Genomic DNA, 16,234 nt, shown 5'->3' with positions numbered 1-16,234 from the left:
ACGCGCGATGTGACTGGTGCGGTGTTGCGCTGCCGCAGCCGGTGGGCAGAACGACCATGGCGTCGACAGGTTCAGATCCGGTGCCACAGGTGCGGGCTGCGGTCGATCAGGTGCTCGCAGTACATCGGCAAGTGCAGCCTTTTGTGGAAGTGACGCCGGTGCCGGGGACCGGGCGAAGGCGCACCGAGGTGGTCCCCGCCATGAAGGCCGAGGTGTCCCGGGCACACCGCATACGAGGCCCCGCTCCGGTCCCAGAAGGTCGGTGAAAAGGCGTGCAGTCTGCCGCCCCTGGCCCCGCCTCGGGTTGGGAAGACCTGGCCACTCTCGTCCGCCGCCTGGTGCAGGACGCTGGTGCTTCGGGCGGCATGCTGTTCCTCCTGCCGCCGCGGGAGCCGGCGTTGCAGTTGTCGATGGTGTACGGGACTTCCTGGCACATCGTCGCTCCGTGGGCCCGGATCAGGGTGGAGGAGGCAGTCCCGGTGGCTGAAGCGGCGCGGGAGAGGCGCCTGGTCTGGGTCGGCAGTCCCGAGGAGCTGGCCTTGCACTACCCAAGGCTCGCTCTCGTGGTGCCGGACCACGCCGTGGCAGCCGCTCCGATCATCGCCGGTGGTGCCGTGCGGGGTACGGTCTGCCTGCTGTGGCCCCCCTGGCATCCCACGAGTCTGGACCGGGGTGAGCGTGAGGCGATCGACACCTTCTGCCACCAGGCGGGCCTGGTGCTCAAGCGCGCTGTGGCAGGCGGTCACCCGCTCCTGCCCGAGGACCGTCCGCGGGTGCTGGAACCGGTGCGTTCTCACACCCCGGGCCGGGGCGAAGCCCTGGCCGCCTATGACTTCGCCGCCCGCCTGCCGGGGGCGCTGTCACTGGACCTGGAAGGCCGGATCACTTTTCTCAACGATGCGGCGGCCGACCTGCTCGGGGCCCGCGCCGCCGACTTGCTGGGCGCCCGCCCGTGGGAGCGCCTGCAGTGGCTTGGCGACCCCACCTTCGAGGACCGGTTCCGTGACGCGGTCATCAGCCGCCGGCCCGCTCACTTCACAGCTGTGCGCCCACCGGATCGGCGGCTGTCCTTCCAGCTCTACCCCGACGTCTCCGGTGTCAGCATCCACATCGCTCCTCTCCCGCATGCGCCGTCCGCCGAGCCGGAGCGACCCACCCCGCCTCCTGCGGAGCAGACCGGGGCCACGACGCTCTACCACCTGATGCACCTGGCGGCGAGCCTCACCGAGACGGTGCGGGTGGAAGACGTGGCCGACAGGGTCGCCGACCAACTCGTGCCTGCCTTCGGGGTTGCGGGCCTGGCCCTGATGACGGCGGACGACGGACGGCTGCGGGTCGTCGGTCACCGCGGATACCGTCCGGCCTTCATGGCCCGCTTCGACGGCGAGTCCCTGAGCTCCGGTACCCCACCCGCACGGGCGCTGACCATGCAGAGGCCCCTCTTCTTCGCCAGCTTCGACGAGTTCAAGCACGCCTACCCGAACGCTCCCCGCTATGGCGACAGGAACGCATGGGCCTTCCTGCCGCTGGTCATCCGCGGCCGTCCCGTCGGGCTCCTGGTGCTGTCCTATGACCAGGCCCGCCGCTTCCCGCTGACCGAGCGGAACCTCCTCATCTCGGTGGCCGGTCTGATCGCCCAGGCCCTGGACAGAGCCCGCCTGTACGACGCCAAGCACAATCTTGCCCGCACCCTGCAGAACGGCCTGCTGCCGCGAAGACTGCCCGTCATCCCCGGCCTGCACGTCGCCGCCCGCTACCTGCCCGCGGGCCGCGGCATGGACATCGGCGGCGACTTCTACGACCTCATCCGCTGCGACGCCACCAGCGCCGCCGCGGCCATCGGCGACGTCCAGGGGCACAACGTGCAGGCCGCCGCCCTCATGGGCCAACTCCGCACCGCCGTACACGCCCACGCCGCCGCCGGCGCTCATCCCAGCGAACTCCTGGCCCGCACCAACCGACTGATGTGCGACCTCAACCCGGGACTGTTCGCCAGCTGCCTCTACGTCCACCTCGACTTGGCCCAGCACCGCGCCCGCCTGGCCACCGCCGGACATCCCCCACCCCTGCTACGCCGCCCGGACGGCCGCACCGAGATCCTCCAGGTGCCCCCCGGCCTCCTGCTCGGGATCACCCCGGACGCCGATTACGCCAGCGTGGAGATCCCGCTGCCCCCGGGCACCACCCTCGTCCTGTACACCGACGGCCTCGTCGAAGCCCCCGGCATCGACATCGACCATGCCATCGCCGAACTCGCCCACCAGCTTGCCCAAGCCCGGGACGACGACATGGACACCCTCACCGACACCCTCCTTCAGTACGCTCCGCACGGCGTACCGCGCAGCGATGACATCGCCATGCTCCTGATCCACGGGACAGAGCCGTTTGTTTGACAGACCCCCGCATGGTGTCCGATACAGGGACAGAGCCGATGGCGGCGAACGTGGTCCGGAAGAAACGTGCACGCCGGCGGGCCTGACAAGGGGGCGGGCAGGCTTCCGGCTACCGGCTGGAGGACGCCGCCGGGCGAGTGCTGGGCCTGGCCGTGTCGCTGGTGGACATCACCGAGCAGCACCTCGCGGCCACCGAGGCCGTCGCGGCGCGACAGCGCCTGGCCCGCACAGCCGACGCCTCCGCACGCAGCGGCACCACCCTCGGCCTGGACACCACCGCCGGGGAGCCGGCCGAGATGCGCGTGCCGGCCCTGGCGGACCTGGCCGCGGTCGACGTGCTCGACGACGTGTCGCCGAGGTGTCCGTCCTCCGGGGCGAGCAGGAGGCACACACCGGCGCGGACGGCGGCCACTGCGGTCTGGGGCGCGCGGTGCGGCGCGCAGGGTCGCGGGGGCGTCGATGTCGTCACTGACGGGTTCGCGGTGTGGTGCGCCCCGCGCGGCGGACTCGTCAGGCGGTCCTGACGACGGTGCCGGCGCCTTCGAGCGCGGCCACCTCGTCGGCGGGCGCCGTGGTGTCGGTGACGAGGGTGTGCAGGAGCGTGGTGGGGCCGACGGAGGCGTAGGCGGTGCGGCCGAGCTTGCTGCCGTCCGCGGCGACGATGACGCGGCGTGCGGAGGCGATGCCCGCCTTCTTCACCGCCGCGTCGTCGAGGTCGTACGCGGTCAGGCCCTCGGCTGCGCTCAGGCCGCAGCAGCCGACGACCGCGGTGTCGAAGCGCAGTGCCGACAGGGAGGCGAGCGTGAGGGGGCCGGTCAGGGCCCCTTCGGCGGCGCGGGGCCGTCCGCCGGGCACCATCAGCGTGGCCGGCCCCGGAGTCTCGCCGAGGATGTGGATGGCCTGCAGTGACAGGGGCATCACGGTGACCGGCCGCCCGCGCAGCAGGCGGGCGACCTCCAGGCAGGTGGTGCCACTGTCCAGCAGGACGGTCTCGCCGTCGGCGATGAGCGAGGACACCTCGGCCGCGATCCTGCGCTTGGCGTCGACGGCCTCGTGGGCGCGCAGCGCGAAGGGCGGCTCCTCGCCCCTGAGCAGCAGGGTGCGTGCCCCACCGCGGACGCGTTCGAGGACGCCCTGCGCGGCCAGTGTGTCGAGGTCGCGCCGGATGGTCATCTCCGAGGCGCCGGTCAGCTCGGCGAGTTCCTGGACCGTGACACTGCCCGACTCCCTGACGGCCTGCGCGATCAGCCTGTGCCGGCCTGCGTTGCTCATAGCGCGATTGAACACCACTCGAAATGAACACACAAGTTGTTCAGATCGCGGCTGTTCAAACATCAAGTTTGTTCTTTATGGTGGTCGGCATGGAACGTTCGCTTCGGGCCGCCCGTGTGGCGACCTTCGTGTACTTCATCCTCTGCGGCACCCTGATGGGGGCGTGGGTGGTGCACATCCCCGCCATCGAGGAGCGCGTGGGCGTCAGCCACGCGACGCTGGGGGGCCTCCTGGTGCTGCTGGGGCTCGGGGCCTTCATCGGTATGCAGGCGGCCGGGAGTCTGACCGACCGCCTCGGGGCGCGTGTCGTGGTCCCCGCCGCCGGCGTTCTGTGCGGTGCGACCCTGGTGCTGCCCGGCCTCTCCCGGGATCCGTGGACGCTGGCAGGTGCGCTGCTGGTCTTCGGCTTCGGCAACGGCTGCCTGGACGTGAGCATGAACGCCCACGCCGTACATGTGGAGAAGGCGTACGAGCGGCCCGTCATGTCGGCGTTCCATGCCACGTTCTCCGTCGGCGGCGTCATCGCCGCGCTCGTCGCAGCGGGTGCCGCGAGCGCCGGCGCGAGCCCGGCCGTGACTTTGGGCGCCTTGGGAGCCTTGGGCGTCATGACCGCACTCGTGGCGGCCCGCGGTCTGCTGCCGACCGCGCCGACGACTGCCGCTGCCGGCGCCGGCGCCGCGGAGGGTGAGCAGGCACCGGCCGCGAAGCGACGCGGCACCCCCGGGCGCATCTGGATCCTCGCCGCCCTGGCTCTCATGGCCATGCTGTGCGAGGGAGCTGCCAACGACTGGAGCGCACTGCACCTGAAGGACATCCTCGGTGCACCGGCGAGCACAGCCGCCTTCGGGTACGGCACCTTCGCGGCGATGATGACGCTCGGCCGGCTGCTCGCCGACCCCCTCTCCGCCCGGTTCGGGCCCATGGCCATCCTGCGCTACGGCTCAGCCACGGCCGCCGTCGGAATCACGATCGCGGCCGTCTCCCCGTGGATATGGGCCGCGTTCGTGGGCTGGGCGCTGTTCGGCCTGGGACTGTCGGGCTGCGTCCCCCAGCTGTTCAGCGCGGCCGGACACGCCGATCCCTCCGCCGCCGGCGCCAACGTCTCCCGCGTCGCCGGACTCGGCTACCTCGGCATGCTCGCCGGCCCCGCCGTCATCGGCTGGATGACCCAACTCGTGGCGCTGAACCACACCTTCCTGCTGCTGACCCTGCTGTGCGCCATCACCGCGGCGACCTCCGGAGTCCTGCGCACCGGATCCGGCCGCACACACGAGGTGGCACACAGCAGCTCCTGACCGCCTGTGCGGCACGGCCTGACCCCGTGCCGCACAGGCTCCCCGCCCGTCCCCGGCCGCCGGACGAACCCACCGGCCCCGACGCCCTGGCGTCCCTCCGCCCGCGCCCTGACCCCCCGCCCCTGAACCGAAACCGTCGGGAACAGGAACACCACCATGTCCACCGGCCGACGCACCGTGCTGTTCGACCTCTTCGGGGTCATCGCCCCACCCACCAACGCCCCGGCGCCCTGGCGGAGACGGCCGCCCGGTGCAACGCACCCGCCGACGCCCTCGCCGAGGCCTACCGGGCCTGCCGCCCGCCCTGCGACGCCGCGCAGCAGTCCGCGCCCGAGTACTGGACGGCCGTCCTGCGATCGCTGTCCCTCCCCGCCGACGCCCACACGATCGAGGAACTGCGGCTCGCCGACATCGACAACTGGTCACGCGTCGGCGACCGCATGGTCGCCTACGCGCAGTCCCTGCGCGACCGCGCCGAGGTCGCCCTGCTGTCCAACATCCCCCCGGACCACGCGGACGCCTTCCTCGCCGCGCAGCTCTGGCTTTGGAGGCCGGCTCCGCGGGCTTTCATCGGTAGTCGTCGGGGTGGGACTGCATCCAGGTGTTGACCTCTTCCCGGGTGTCCAGCAGAAGCTTCTGGTGCCGTTTGAGGTTCGGGAAGGAGAAGTCGCCTTCGAAGGTGTCTTGCATCGCGCGGATCCGGGCGAGGGGAGTGGCGAAGTGACCGGTGCCCTTCGGACTGGCCTTCATCGAGTTGTAGAGGTCGCCGAGGTTGGTCAGCACCCGGGTGAGGAAGTACTCGCAGTTCCCCGGGGTGGTGCAGCCGTCGTTGTACGTGGCCTGGAGGACGGCGAAGGCGTCCCGGACCTGCGGCACCGCTGCTCCCGGCGCGGCCTCCGTGGTCGGGTAGCCGGCTGTCTCGGAAGGGCTCGCCGCCGCCGGGGCAGGGCTCGTGGGGCCGTCGCTCGCGGCAGCGGCCGGCGTGGCCGGGGACGAAGCCTTGTCCGGGGACGACGCCGCAGCGTCGCCGTGCCCGGACGAGCACGAGGTCAGCAGGATGGCCGCCAGCAGTATCGGTGCCGCGCGACGCGCGGCTGCGGCTGAGTGCACGAGTATCCCCCGATGATCGACTTGTGGTGGTCACTGCCTAACAGCTCGACCGGAGCCTTGTCCACCTTTCCGTCGGCTCATATCGGGGGGCCTGGCCACGAGTTCCTCCGCGACATGGCACGACCGCGCGGTGCCGTCCTGAAAGTGGACCGTGACGGTCGGCGAAGGCGGGCCGGGAACATACGCGGTGGTGAGCGAGGGCGCCGGGGCATCAGGGCCCACATCCACGGCGGTCCGAGGACCCGGTCTTCAAGAAGTCGACCCCCGACGACGACGTCGACCGCCTGATCCGCAACGCCTACAAGGTGCTGCTGACCCGCGCCGCGATCGGCACGATCGTGTACTCGACGGACCCGGAGACGCGCGAGAAGCTGCGGGAACCGGCGGGCGGGGCGGCACGGGGGAGGCCGTACCGGCCTGACGGGCCGGTCGGCGAACGGGACATTCGGTTCTCGAGGGTTGGATGCCTTACAGGCCCATGACCACCACGCGGTCGCCGCACAGCTTGCGCAGGTCGTCCACGTCGGAGGTGAAGACCGTGACCGGCCCCGGCTGTCGCAGCGCGACGGCGGCCAGGGCCGCATCAATGGCGTACTCGTGCCCGTGGAGACCGGCCTCCTCGAGGAGCCCGATGGCCTCCTTGGCGATCTCTTCGGTCACAGGCTCGACGTGAACACGGGAGAGTGCCCGGTGCCAGGCCGGGATGTACGTCCTCACGTCGTACGCCTCGATCAAGGTCATCGAAGTGGTCATGACGCGGATGCCGAGCCGGTGGGCGTCCTTGACCCGGACGCCTGTGCGGCGCTCGCCACGCACCCAACGTGATGCGATGAAGGAGCGGGGCCTCCCGCTCCGGCCGGGTGCGAACGATGCTCGGTCCAGGAGAAGTAACGACCGTCCACAGGCAGGAGGCCCTGATGGACCAGATGCAAGCCTACGACGGACCTCAGATCGTGGGCATGGACCTGCACCGCAACCGCTCGGTACTGCTGCGCATGACCCCCCAAGGGGAACGGCTGGAGCGGATTCGCATCGACAACAGCCCGGCCGCCCTCAAGGCCGAGATCGCCAAGGCCGGCCCGCACCCGCAGGTGGTGCTGGAAGCCACCTACGGCTGGTACTGGGCCGCCGACACGCTCCAGGAAGCCGGAGCCGAGGTGCACCTCGCGCATCCGCTGGGCGTGAAGATGTTCGGTTACCGGCGGGTGAAGACCGACGACAAGGACGCCGCCGACCTGGCCGACCTGCTGCGCATGGGACGCCTGCCGCAGACGTGGATCGCTCCCCGCCGGACCCGCCAGGTGAGGGAGCTGGTGCGCTACCGGCACAAGCTGGTAGGCATGCGCACCTCGGCCAAGGACCAGATCCACGCGGTGCTCGGCAAGGCTGGCCTGCACGTGCCCGTGACCGACGTGTTCGACCGCGGCGGCCGCACCTGGCTGGCCGGGATACCGCTGCACGGCTCCTACCGGGTACGCGCCGACTCCCTGCTCCGGCTGATCGCCTTCCTGGACGGCGAGATCGCAGAGGTGGACAGGCTCATCGCGCAGGCCCTGGCGGGCGATCCCGGCTACCGCGCGGTGCAGACGATCCCCGGCATCGGCCCGGTCTTCGCCGCCGTCATGGTCGCCGAGATCGGCGACGTGGCCCGCTTCGCCGGACCCGGCCAGCTGTGCTCCTGGGCGGGGCTCACCCCGCGGCACCGGGCCTCGGACACCAAGGTCCACCGCGGCAGGATCACCAAGCAGGGCTCGCCACTGCTGCGCTGGGCCTGCGTCGAGGCGGTCCAGCGCAGCGGGGCCGACACCCCGATGCGGCGCCTGAAGGACCGCATCGTCTACCGCCGCGGCACCACGGCCCGCAACGTGGCCAAGACCGCCGCGGCCCGCAAGCTGCTCACCCTGGTCTACTACGCCCTGCGCGACGGCGAGGTCCGCTGCCTGACGAAGCCGGACCCGGCGCGAGCAGGCCGGAACGCGGCCGACGCGTGATCGCGCACTGTCTGGCCCCCGCGCATGCGGCGCGGCCGTTAACGTGATCGATCCCGTCGGCCGTCGCGGAACGCCCCATGCACAAGCTCGTCCGGCCGCGGGGCCGGACGCAGCCGCGAAGGGATGACCGGCAGCCGAGCCTGCCCACCCCACGACCACACCTCTGGGGCGAGACACCACAACTCCATACCCCCGGTCCCCGGCGCCGCCAGTGTGCGCCGATCCGCCGCGGCCTCAAGGCCGTTCGTCCTCGGCTCCGCCTGCGGGCGCTCCGCCTTGACCCCGCGCCTGGGCTCGGCGTTGCCCGAACTCGGCCGGAAACCGGGAAAACAGACAGGGTAACACCCTTGACCGGCCCCGCTCCTTCAGGGATGACAGGCCCTCGCAGTCCAGAACGTAGACGGCGTCTCCCGTCACGCTGCTGCACCCCGCCGCTGCCCGGGCGCGGGCTCGACCGGCTCACCGGCGGCCACCCGCTGGGCGCGGGCCGGCTCGGCGTGCCGGCGTTCGATCTCACGGCGTTCGGCCTCCACCCCGGTCGGATCCGCCGGGGCAGTCACTCTCACCTCCGCGATGCGCAACGCCCGACGCGGAGAAGGGTGATCGTAACGGCCGGGCGCCACAAGTACTGCAGCCGGAGATCTTGTGGGTTGGCGATGGACGGGCGCCCCGTCATGACCGGCGCCGGGCGGCGAGAGCGGACGGCTACGCGCCGTCCGGGCTTCGAGCAGGGCCTCGGCGACACGCTCGACGGCGGGTGGCCTTCGCCACAGTTTGCCCATTTCAGGACGGATGAATGCGTATAAGTGGTTCTGGAGCTGGTTGCGCTCCTCGGGCAACCAACTTCAGAGATTCAGAGACCAGCGACATGGGAGAAGCGTTTGATCACGGAACGTAAACGACGCACCAGGCTGGTGGCTGCGGCCGGCGTACTCGGCGGCGTACTCGCCCTCACGGCCCTCGGCGGTACCAGCAACGCTGCCACCAGCGGCAACGACGCCGGGAACCACCCGAAAACGCAGGTGCAGGTGGATCAGGCGGCCGCCCAGGACGCTTCCGACGCCCGAATAAAGATCACGCCCAAGCAAGGTGCCTACAACGTCGGGATCAACGACCCCGTCAAGGCCACCGTCAGTAACGGCAAGCTCACCAAGGTGACCATGACCGCCGTCGCGACCGGTGCCGAGATTCCGGGCACCCTGTCCGCGGACGGCACGTCCTGGAAGCCGGACGGTCGGCTGGAGCGGGCCACCAGGTACCAGGTCGCCGCAGACGCCGAGGACGCCAAGGGCCGCTCCGTCACCGGGAACGCCACGATCACCACGGTCTCCCCGGCCGGCGACTTCATCGGGCACCTCTCCCCCGAGGACGGCTCGACCGTCGGCGTGGGCATGCCGGTGACGGTCGACTTCGACAAGGCGGTCGGCGACAAGGCCGCCGTGGAGTCGAAGATCCAGGTCAGCTCCAGCAGCGGCCAGCGGGTCGTCGGTCACTGGTTCAACGACCACCGCCTGGACTTCCGTCCCGAGAACTACTGGAAGCCCGGCTCCACCGTCACCGTCAAGCTCAACTCCCACGGCAACCAGAAGACGGTCACGTTCAAGATCGGCCGGAGCCAGATCAGCACGGTCGACGCCAGGACCAAGCAGATGACCGTCGTACGGGACGGCAAGGCGATCAAGACCATCCCGATCTCGTCCGGCAGCTCCGAGCACCCGACGTACAACGGCCGGATGGTCATCTCCGAGAAGTTCAGGCAGATCCGCATGAACGGTGCGACCGTCGGCCTCACGAAGAAGGACGGCAAGCCCGCGTACGACATCGAGGACGTACCGCACGCCATGCGCCTGTCCGCCTCGGGCACGTTCATCCACGGCAACTACTGGAGTGCCGACTCGATCTTCGGCAAGGTCAACACCAGCCACGGCTGCGTGGGCCTGAAGGACGTCAAGGGCGGCGGCGACGGCAAGCGGCCCGCCGCGTGGTTCTTCGACCACTCGATGATCGGTGACGTCGTGATCGTCAAGAACTCCGACGACAAGACCACGCTGGCCCCGGACAACGGCCTCAGCGACTGGAACATGCCGTGGAGCGAGTGGGTCGCGGGCAGCGCCACCAGCTGACGCCGGGTCACGTTCCGCGCAGAGGCCCAGCGAGTCGACCGTGTCAACCGGGTCGACGCACGACGTGAGTGGAGTGGAGTGGAGAGGAGCGCCGAGCGGCGACCGCCAGGTTCTCGAACAGCGGATCCTCCGCGAGGAACAACAGCGCCGCATCCCGGCCGCGTTCGTGCGGCATCGGGGTGCGGCGGGCGAGGACGGGACGACGTTCTGCAAGTCCTGGGTGGCGGTCAACCGCGGTTCTCGTAGCGGTAGTCGTAGTAGTTCTTGCCGGCAACCAGGACCGAGGTGACGTACCTCGGCAGGCCGTCGGTGTCCCGTTCGACCTCCTGTGAGGTCTGCCGGGTGAAGCCCAGCGAGAGCCCGGGGATCACCGGGTACTCGGGCTGCGAGGTATCGACCGCCCAGCCCCGCTCGGCCGCGCGCCGGAAGAGGTCCTCGGCGGGGGTGGTGAACACCTCGTCCCCCTCGAGCAGGACGCGTGTGCTGGACGTGCGGCCCTCACCGGGCCACCACAGCTCGATGGCGGTGACCTGGGTCCCCCCAGATGGACATCACCGAACAGCGCCGCTACGGCGCGGCGTTCCGCGCCCTCGAGGAGTTCGAGGAGTGCGCCAGGAAAGTCGCCGAACCGAGCCGCGAGGCCACCGAGCCGGCCCGCGACGGCCTCGCTGGCGGCGCGCTGCAACCCAAGAGCTGACGAGACCCCGGCCTCAGCGAGTCGGCACGAACGGGCTCACGGCCCCGCTCCACGTCACCGAAAGCGCCTCCCGGGCCCGAGTGCAGGCCACGAACAGCAGGCACCGCTCCCGCAGCAGATCGGAGTCGTGCTGCAGTGCGTCCACGTCGGCCGGCGTCACCTCGCGCGCGAACGGCACCGCACTGGCCGTCACTCCCAGGACGGCCACGCAGCGGAACTCCAGCCCCTTCATCGCGTGCATGGTGGCCAGCCGCACCCCATCGACGCCCGGCCCCGGGTTGTCCTTGACCCGGACCACCGGCACCCCGGCCGCGGTCAGCTTGTCGTAGGCCTTGTCGAGCAGCACGTTGAAGCGGGCGCACACGCCGATCTCGGAGGGCCGGATGCCCTGCGCGATCCACTCCTCCACCCGCTCCACGAGCGCGGCCACCTCCGCCTGTTCGGAGCCGTATCCGCTCACCTGCGGTCTGCGGCCGTGCAGCAGGGAACGGTAGCCGGCCAGGGTGTCGGCCCCCTCGCCGCCCAGGTCGTCGACCGTCACCGGGCTGAGGATGCCCGTGGACCAGGCCAGTATCTCCTCCGTGCTGCGGTAGTTGATGCGCAGCCGGTGGGTGCGGCCGGTGACGGAGATGTCCAGGGACCCGAGGGACACCCGCGAGTCGTAGATCCGCTGGTGCGGATCGCCGGTGATGAACAGGTCGTCACTGCCCGGTGCCACCGCGGCACGCAGCACGCGCCACTGGGCCGGGTGCAGGTCCTGCGCCTCGTCGACGACGACATGGTCGTGCGTGGGTGCCGAAGCGGTCAGGAGGTCGGCGGCCCGAGCACACACCTTCAGGTAGGTCGTGACCCTCTGCTCGCGCAGCATCTGCTCGAACAGTTCCACGGCGGGCCACAGCTGGTCGCGCTTCGACTGGGGCAGCGCGCTGCCGCGGCCCCGCCGGGAGGCCGCGCGGTAGGCGTCGAGGGTGCGCAGGTCCTGGGCCAGGATCACATGCCGGTACTCCTGCGCCAGGAACTGCTCCGTCCACGGCAGCCCGAGCTTCTTGACCACCCGCTGCCACAGCTGCCGCTCGTCCCGGTCGCCGATGGGGGAGGGGGCCTTGCCGTCGAGGCGGGTGACGACGCCGTGCGCGTAGGCGTTGACCGTGGTCACCTCGACGCGCCCGAGCAGCGACTCGTCGCCGTCCAGGAGGAGGGCTAGGTTCTCACGGAGCGACGCGGCCAGTGCGTTGGTGTACGTGGTGAGCAGGATCCGGCTGTCGGGGGAGCGGGTGAGCAGGTGCTTGACGCGGTGCAGCGCCGCGACCGTCTTGCCCGTGCCCGGCCCGCCCGTGACCTGGACGGGACCGCCGTACGAGACCCGGTAGGCGACGCGGCGCTGAGAGGGGTGCAGGAACACCCGCCAGGCCGCGAAGGGCTTTTCGAGGATGTCGGCGAGTTCCTCGGGGCCGCTGACCAGCGTGATGCGGCTGGTGGTGTTGGCGATGACCACGGCGAGGGTCTCGTCCGGATCGGGGCCCGCGTCCACGGGGCGGCGCATGGCGACCACGTCCCGGTACACGTCCTCCGGTGGAAACCCTTCGGCGAGGTACTGCAGCACCTCGAACTGATCCTCCGGCAGCAGCGTGCCGAACGCCTCCAGCTGCGGCTTGTCGATGATCGTGCGCACCGCGCGCAGCACCTGCTCGTCGATGCCGAGCTCACGCAGCACGGTGTCCGAGTACTTGGCGAACAGCAGTGAGTCGGCGACGGCAGCCGCCTTCTCCAGCTGGGGGGTCAGCTGCTCGATCGCCTGCACGTTCCGCACTTCGAGGGCCCTCGTGGCGGAGTTCGTCGTGTACAGCCGCTTGGCCGCCCAGGTGTAGGCATCGTCGTGCTGTACGACGTTGATCAGCAGAAACACATCACTGCCGTCGTCCGGGGCCAGGACGACACCCCGCCAGAAGTCGTTGATGCGGATGGTCCGCATGCGGCGGTCGGCGGCCTTCTCGACGGACTCCAGGTGCAGTCCCTTGTCGGCCTGCAACTCCGGCACGGTGAGCTGCTGGAACTTCTGCATCGCCTTGCGCACACCGGCTTTGACGGGCTTCTCGAGAACGTCGTAGCTCTCCCAGAAACTGTTGGCGAACGCAAGCTGCGGCACGACGCGCACTCCCCACCCCGGACGAACACTGTGCCGTCGATCATACGGGCGCGGTGCGGGCCGGGCGCCGCCCCTCAGCCACCCCTCATCCGCCTCGCGACCCCCTCAATGTCGGCGAGCAGCCCCGCCGGTTCTTGGTCCAGGTCGAGGGCGTGCTGGTGGATGAGGATGCCCGCGTGGCGCACCCGGTGGGCGGCGTGCGAGGCGTTGCCCTTGGCGTAGACCAGGTGCCCTTCGCTCAGGCCGAGGGCGGTGCAGTACGCCAGCATCTGGTACAGGTCGGCGTCCGGGTAACCGCCCCGCTTCTCCGCCTTGTACTTCGCGTCCGCGACGGCGCAGAGGGCGCCACCCGGCCCGTACAGCACGAGGTCCGGTCGCATGCGGATCGTGGCGGCCTCGTCGAGGTGATGGCTGTCCTGGAGGCGGACGGTGTGGCCCGAGCCGCGCAGGGCCTCGCGCAGGGCGACGGTCACGAAGTCCTCGAAGAGCTTGTTCATGTCGAACAGGAACCCGTCGATGCGCAGCCCGCCGGGCGCGTGCTCGGCGGACGAGCCGTCGAGGACGGCGCGGGCGAGGTGCAGGGCGTGGTGGTACCGGGAGTTGAGCCGGGTCGGCCGCCACTCCGGCAGCCGCTGCCCTCGTACGACGGGGGTGACGTCGGCGAGCCGGGCCCGCTGGTGCAGCAGCCTGCGCCGCACGCCGCGCGGCACACCGGGCAGGCGCAGCAGCCGCTCGACGGCCGAACGCAGGATGCGGTTCTCGGCGATGTCGGTGGTGAACTCGTCGTACGCCACCTCCACCGGCAGCGTCGCGCCGAACCGCCGCCGGATCTGCTCGGCCTCCCGGATCCGGCCCCGGACGACCAGGGCGCTCTCCTCCGTCGCCCGGTACCCCTGCAGCAGTCCTTGCCGCAGGGCCCGGTCGACCTGCCGCTCCACGGCGTGGGCGAGCGCGGGCAGCAGATCCCGGTGCTCGGCGACATCGACGTCCCCGTCGCGCCACGCGCCGGTGGGGTCGAGACTGTAGCCGAGCAGGAAGAAGAGCCGGGCGATGGGCACCTTGGGTGTGACGCGCACGGTGACCGGCTCGTCCACTCCCGCTCCGGTGACGGTGACCGCGCCGACCTTGCTGCCCGCCCGCAACGACCAGCGGCCGGCCGCGTACGGGTCGGGCACCGCGTCGACGACGTCCCCGGCGGCCAGCGCCCGGCCGACGCCGTCGGGCAGGGCGAGGCTGACGGCGGGCGCGTGCTCGACGAGCTCGACGACCCGCGTCACCCCAGCGACTCCCGCAGCGCGGCCAGCCCGTACCGCTTCTCGACGTCCACGCCCTCCCCGTAGTGGTGCTCCTCCAGCAGCGGTAGGATCTTCGTCCGCCAGGTCCGCTCCAGGCCGCCCTCCCGGTAGACGCCCTTCTTCATCAGATACGAGGGCCCGATGCGGAAGTCCGGGTCGTCGATACGGGAGTTGAGCGCGTCGAGCAGATCGGCGGGCTCAGGATCCTTGCCCTCCCTCTCCAGCCAGCGCCGCAGCAACCCGCGCGTCGGTTCCGTCCGCGGCGACAGCTCCACGAACGCGAACCGCCGCCGCATCGCCGCGTCGACGAGCGCGATCGACCGGTCGGCGGTGTTCATCGTGCCGATGACGAACAGGTTCGGCGGCAGCGCGAAGTCGTCGCCCGAGTACGTCAGCCGCACCGACTTGTTGCGGTACTCCAGCAGGAAGTACAGCTCGCCGAAGACCTTCGCCAGGTTGGCGCGGTTGATCTCGTCGATGATCAGGAAGTGCGGGATGTGCCGGTTGCCCTCCCGGGAGGCGAGATCGGCGAGCTCACGCAGGGGGCCGGCGGTGAGCCGGAAGGCGACCTCGCGGGTGTCGGCGTCCTCCTGGGGCCGGAACCCCTCGAAGAAGTCCTCGTACGCGTAAGACGGATGGAACTGCACCAGCTTGACCTGCTCGGGCCCGCCGCCCAGGAACTCCGCGAGCTTCAGCGCGAGATACGTCTTGCCGGTGCCGGGCGGCCCGTAGAGCACCAGCTGCCGCTCGTCCCAGAGCAGATCGCGTACTTCCTCCAGCCACGCCGCGTCGTGCGCGAGTAGGTCGGCGGCCAGTTCCTCCGTCGGCCTGGGCAGTTCCAGCTCGCGACGGGCCGTGAGGGCGGGGATCTCCACGCTGGGGTCGCGGTCGGTGGCCTCGGCCTCGTCGATCAGGTCCTGGTCGCTCAGCCCGAGGCCGTCGATGAGGTCCTTGACCACGGTGAGGTCGACCACGTCGTGCTGGGTGGAGAGCCGCTGCTGCAGTTCCTCCGGCAGCTCGTCATAGAGGTGCCCCTGATCCGCCCAGTCCACCGGGCGGCGCAGGTTGGACCGCCCGTCCTCGGAGTCGACCTGCTCGGCGGGGCCCGAGATCTCACCGACGTGGAGCCGTCCACCGGAGATCGTGCACATGGTGTCGCCGGGCCGCATGCGGGAGAGGAACGCGTGGACGTCCTCGACCAACTGCATCTTCTGGTTGTACGTCGCGGTGGACGCGTAGTCCTCGTCGACGGCCGTGCGCAGCCGGTCCTTGCTGACGCCCTGCTCGATGCCCTTGCGCAGGTGGCGGGCCGAGAGGGAGACCAGTCCCTCGGGCAGCCACAGCCGCTGCACGAGATCGAGACCGGAGACGTTGGAACCCCGCACCAGCCAGGCCCGGCTGCGTCCCCACCAGACCTGGTCGAGATAGTCGGCGAGCGGGTGCCCGTCGGCCGACTTCCACTCCGTCCACCCGTTGGTGCTGCGTCCGAGCAGGACCGCGGCGGCGGCCGACGGCGAGTTGCACTCGACGTCCCGCGTCGTCTCCAGCCAGCCGGGCCAGCGGGTGGACTCGTCCAGTGCGCCCTCGCTGATCAGCCGCTGCCGCAGCCGGTACGACGACGGCATGCGGTGCGGGAAGGAGGGCACGACCTCCGCTCGACCGGGCGACCCGGCGAGGATGACGAACTTCTGACTGCCGTTGGTGCCCTTGTCCACGAGGAGCCGCCCCCGGGCCTCGGACCCGCCGTTGGGCAGCCGCAGCCGGAACTCCGGGTATTGCGTCGTCCCGGAAGGGGATTCGTGTTCCTCGCTCACCCTTGCTCCTCGTCCGTAGAGAGCCTGGACGTCCTCCAGGACCCTATTGCGTCGGCCGACCCGCCCGCTTGCATCCGCGGAGGGCGGAACCGTCGGCC

The 16,234-nt window shown here is 70.8% G+C and carries 15 protein-coding genes and 1 pseudogene; 8 read left to right on the top strand and 8 right to left on the bottom strand.

Going from position 1 to position 16,234, the window contains the following annotated elements; translation table 11 throughout:
• The first annotated feature begins 272 nt into the window (after positions 1-272).
• Together ACX25U_RS05835 and ACX25U_RS05830 are read left to right on the top strand one after the other, a co-directional pair.
• A complete protein-coding gene (locus ACX25U_RS05835; protein WP_454389462.1) occupies positions 273-2,393 on the top strand; it encodes a SpoIIE family protein phosphatase in 2,121 nt (706 codons plus the stop codon).
• A 137-nt stretch (positions 2,394-2,530) separates the two neighbouring features.
• Complete coding sequence (locus tag ACX25U_RS05830; protein WP_454389461.1) at positions 2,531-2,917, top strand: hypothetical protein; 387 nt, start codon at positions 2,531-2,533, stop codon at positions 2,915-2,917.
• Here ACX25U_RS05830 and ACX25U_RS05825 read toward each other — a convergent pair.
• The gene (locus ACX25U_RS05825; protein WP_454389460.1) at positions 2,904-3,665 is read right to left on the bottom strand and encodes a DeoR/GlpR family DNA-binding transcription regulator; all 762 of its coding nucleotides are present in this window, start codon (positions 3,663-3,665) and stop codon (positions 2,904-2,906) included. The two genes, ACX25U_RS05830 and ACX25U_RS05825, sit on opposite strands and share 14 nt — an antisense overlap.
• An 89-nt stretch (positions 3,666-3,754) precedes the next feature.
• On the opposite strand from ACX25U_RS05825, the gene ACX25U_RS05820 reads away from it, so the two are divergent.
• On the top strand, positions 3,755-4,960 hold the full coding sequence (locus ACX25U_RS05820; protein WP_454389459.1) for an MFS transporter: 1,206 nt from the start codon (positions 3,755-3,757) through the stop codon (positions 4,958-4,960).
• 26 nt (positions 4,961-4,986) lie between these two features.
• Entirely contained in the window at positions 4,987-5,568 is a 582-nt protein-coding gene (locus tag ACX25U_RS05815; protein WP_454389458.1) for a hypothetical protein, read from the top strand.
• Here ACX25U_RS05815 and ACX25U_RS05810 read toward each other — a convergent pair.
• Complete coding sequence (locus ACX25U_RS05810; RefSeq protein ID WP_454389457.1) at positions 5,528-6,070, bottom strand: hypothetical protein; 543 nt, start codon at positions 6,068-6,070, stop codon at positions 5,528-5,530. The genes ACX25U_RS05815 and ACX25U_RS05810 overlap by 41 nt on opposite strands.
• Before the next feature lie 233 nt (positions 6,071-6,303).
• Between ACX25U_RS05810 and ACX25U_RS05805 the strand changes: the two are divergent.
• Positions 6,304-6,552, top strand: a pseudogene (locus ACX25U_RS05805) (DNA/RNA helicase domain-containing protein); the annotation flags it as partial.
• Here ACX25U_RS05805 and ACX25U_RS05800 read toward each other — a convergent pair.
• Positions 6,539-6,823 carry a hypothetical protein gene (locus ACX25U_RS05800; RefSeq protein WP_458633803.1) on the bottom strand — a complete coding sequence of 95 codons (285 nt, stop codon included), beginning with the start codon at positions 6,821-6,823 and terminating at the stop codon, positions 6,539-6,541. The pseudogene ACX25U_RS05805 and the gene ACX25U_RS05800 sit on opposite strands and share 14 nt — an antisense overlap.
• 164 nt (positions 6,824-6,987) lie before the next feature.
• Here ACX25U_RS05800 and ACX25U_RS05795 point away from each other — a divergent pair, with 164 nt between their 5' ends.
• Complete coding sequence (locus ACX25U_RS05795; RefSeq protein ID WP_454389455.1) at positions 6,988-8,061, top strand: IS110 family RNA-guided transposase; 1,074 nt, start codon at positions 6,988-6,990, stop codon at positions 8,059-8,061.
• Positions 8,062-8,474: 413 nt separating this feature from the next.
• On the opposite strand, the gene ACX25U_RS05790 is transcribed toward ACX25U_RS05795, so the two are convergent.
• Entirely contained in the window at positions 8,475-8,621 is a 147-nt protein-coding gene (locus ACX25U_RS05790) for a hypothetical protein (RefSeq protein ID WP_454389454.1), read from the bottom strand.
• A gap of 321 nt (positions 8,622-8,942) precedes the next feature.
• On the opposite strand from ACX25U_RS05790, the gene ACX25U_RS05785 reads away from it, so the two are divergent.
• Positions 8,943-10,184, top strand: a complete 1,242-nt coding sequence (locus ACX25U_RS05785) for an Ig-like domain-containing protein (RefSeq protein WP_454389453.1) — start codon at positions 8,943-8,945, stop codon at positions 10,182-10,184.
• 227 nt (positions 10,185-10,411) lie between these two features.
• On the opposite strand, the gene ACX25U_RS05780 is transcribed toward ACX25U_RS05785, so the two are convergent.
• A complete protein-coding gene (locus tag ACX25U_RS05780; protein ID WP_454389452.1) occupies positions 10,412-10,639 on the bottom strand; it encodes a hypothetical protein in 228 nt (75 codons plus the stop codon).
• Positions 10,640-10,728: 89 nt separating this feature from the next.
• Here ACX25U_RS05780 and ACX25U_RS05775 point away from each other — a divergent pair, with 89 nt between their 5' ends.
• Complete coding sequence (locus ACX25U_RS05775; RefSeq protein ID WP_454389451.1) at positions 10,729-10,881, top strand: hypothetical protein; 153 nt, start codon at positions 10,729-10,731, stop codon at positions 10,879-10,881.
• Between the two features lie 13 nt (positions 10,882-10,894).
• Here ACX25U_RS05775 and ACX25U_RS05770 read toward each other — a convergent pair whose 3' ends face one another.
• From ACX25U_RS05770 to ACX25U_RS05760, 3 genes are all read right to left on the bottom strand, one after another.
• Positions 10,895-13,027 carry a UvrD-helicase domain-containing protein gene (locus ACX25U_RS05770; RefSeq protein WP_454389450.1) on the bottom strand — a complete coding sequence of 711 codons (2,133 nt, stop codon included), beginning with the start codon at positions 13,025-13,027 and terminating at the stop codon, positions 10,895-10,897.
• A gap of 74 nt (positions 13,028-13,101) precedes the next feature.
• Positions 13,102-14,304 (bottom strand): McrC family protein, encoded by a 1,203-nt coding sequence (locus ACX25U_RS05765; RefSeq protein ID WP_454389449.1) that lies wholly within the window; start codon positions 14,302-14,304, stop codon positions 13,102-13,104.
• Positions 14,301-16,136 carry a DUF4357 domain-containing protein gene (locus tag ACX25U_RS05760; RefSeq protein ID WP_454389448.1) on the bottom strand — a complete coding sequence of 612 codons (1,836 nt, stop codon included), beginning with the start codon at positions 16,134-16,136 and terminating at the stop codon, positions 14,301-14,303. The genes ACX25U_RS05765 and ACX25U_RS05760 overlap by 4 nt, the downstream gene beginning before the upstream one ends.
• Positions 16,137-16,234 lie beyond the last annotated feature (98 nt).

It is taken from the genome of Streptomyces sp. JNUCC 63 (genome assembly GCF_054366325.1).
The sequence above is the reverse complement of the archived record's forward strand: the minus strand, read 5'-3'. Positions and strand labels throughout refer to the sequence as shown.

Excerpts from the sequence above, each read along its gene's own strand:
- ACX25U_RS05825 (WP_454389460.1), bottom strand. The coding sequence starts at position 3,665 with ATGAGCAACGCAGGCCGGCACAGGCTGATCGCGCAGGCCGTCAGGGAG.
- ACX25U_RS05820 (WP_454389459.1), top strand. The coding sequence starts at position 3,755 with ATGGAACGTTCGCTTCGGGCCGCCCGTGTGGCGACCTTCGTGTACTTC.
- ACX25U_RS05800 (WP_458633803.1), bottom strand. The coding sequence starts at position 6,823 with ATGACCACTTCGATGACCTTGATCGAGGCGTACGACGTGAGGACGTAC.
- ACX25U_RS05795 (WP_454389455.1), top strand. The coding sequence starts at position 6,988 with ATGGACCAGATGCAAGCCTACGACGGACCTCAGATCGTGGGCATGGAC.
- ACX25U_RS05775 (WP_454389451.1), top strand. The coding sequence starts at position 10,729 with ATGGACATCACCGAACAGCGCCGCTACGGCGCGGCGTTCCGCGCCCTC.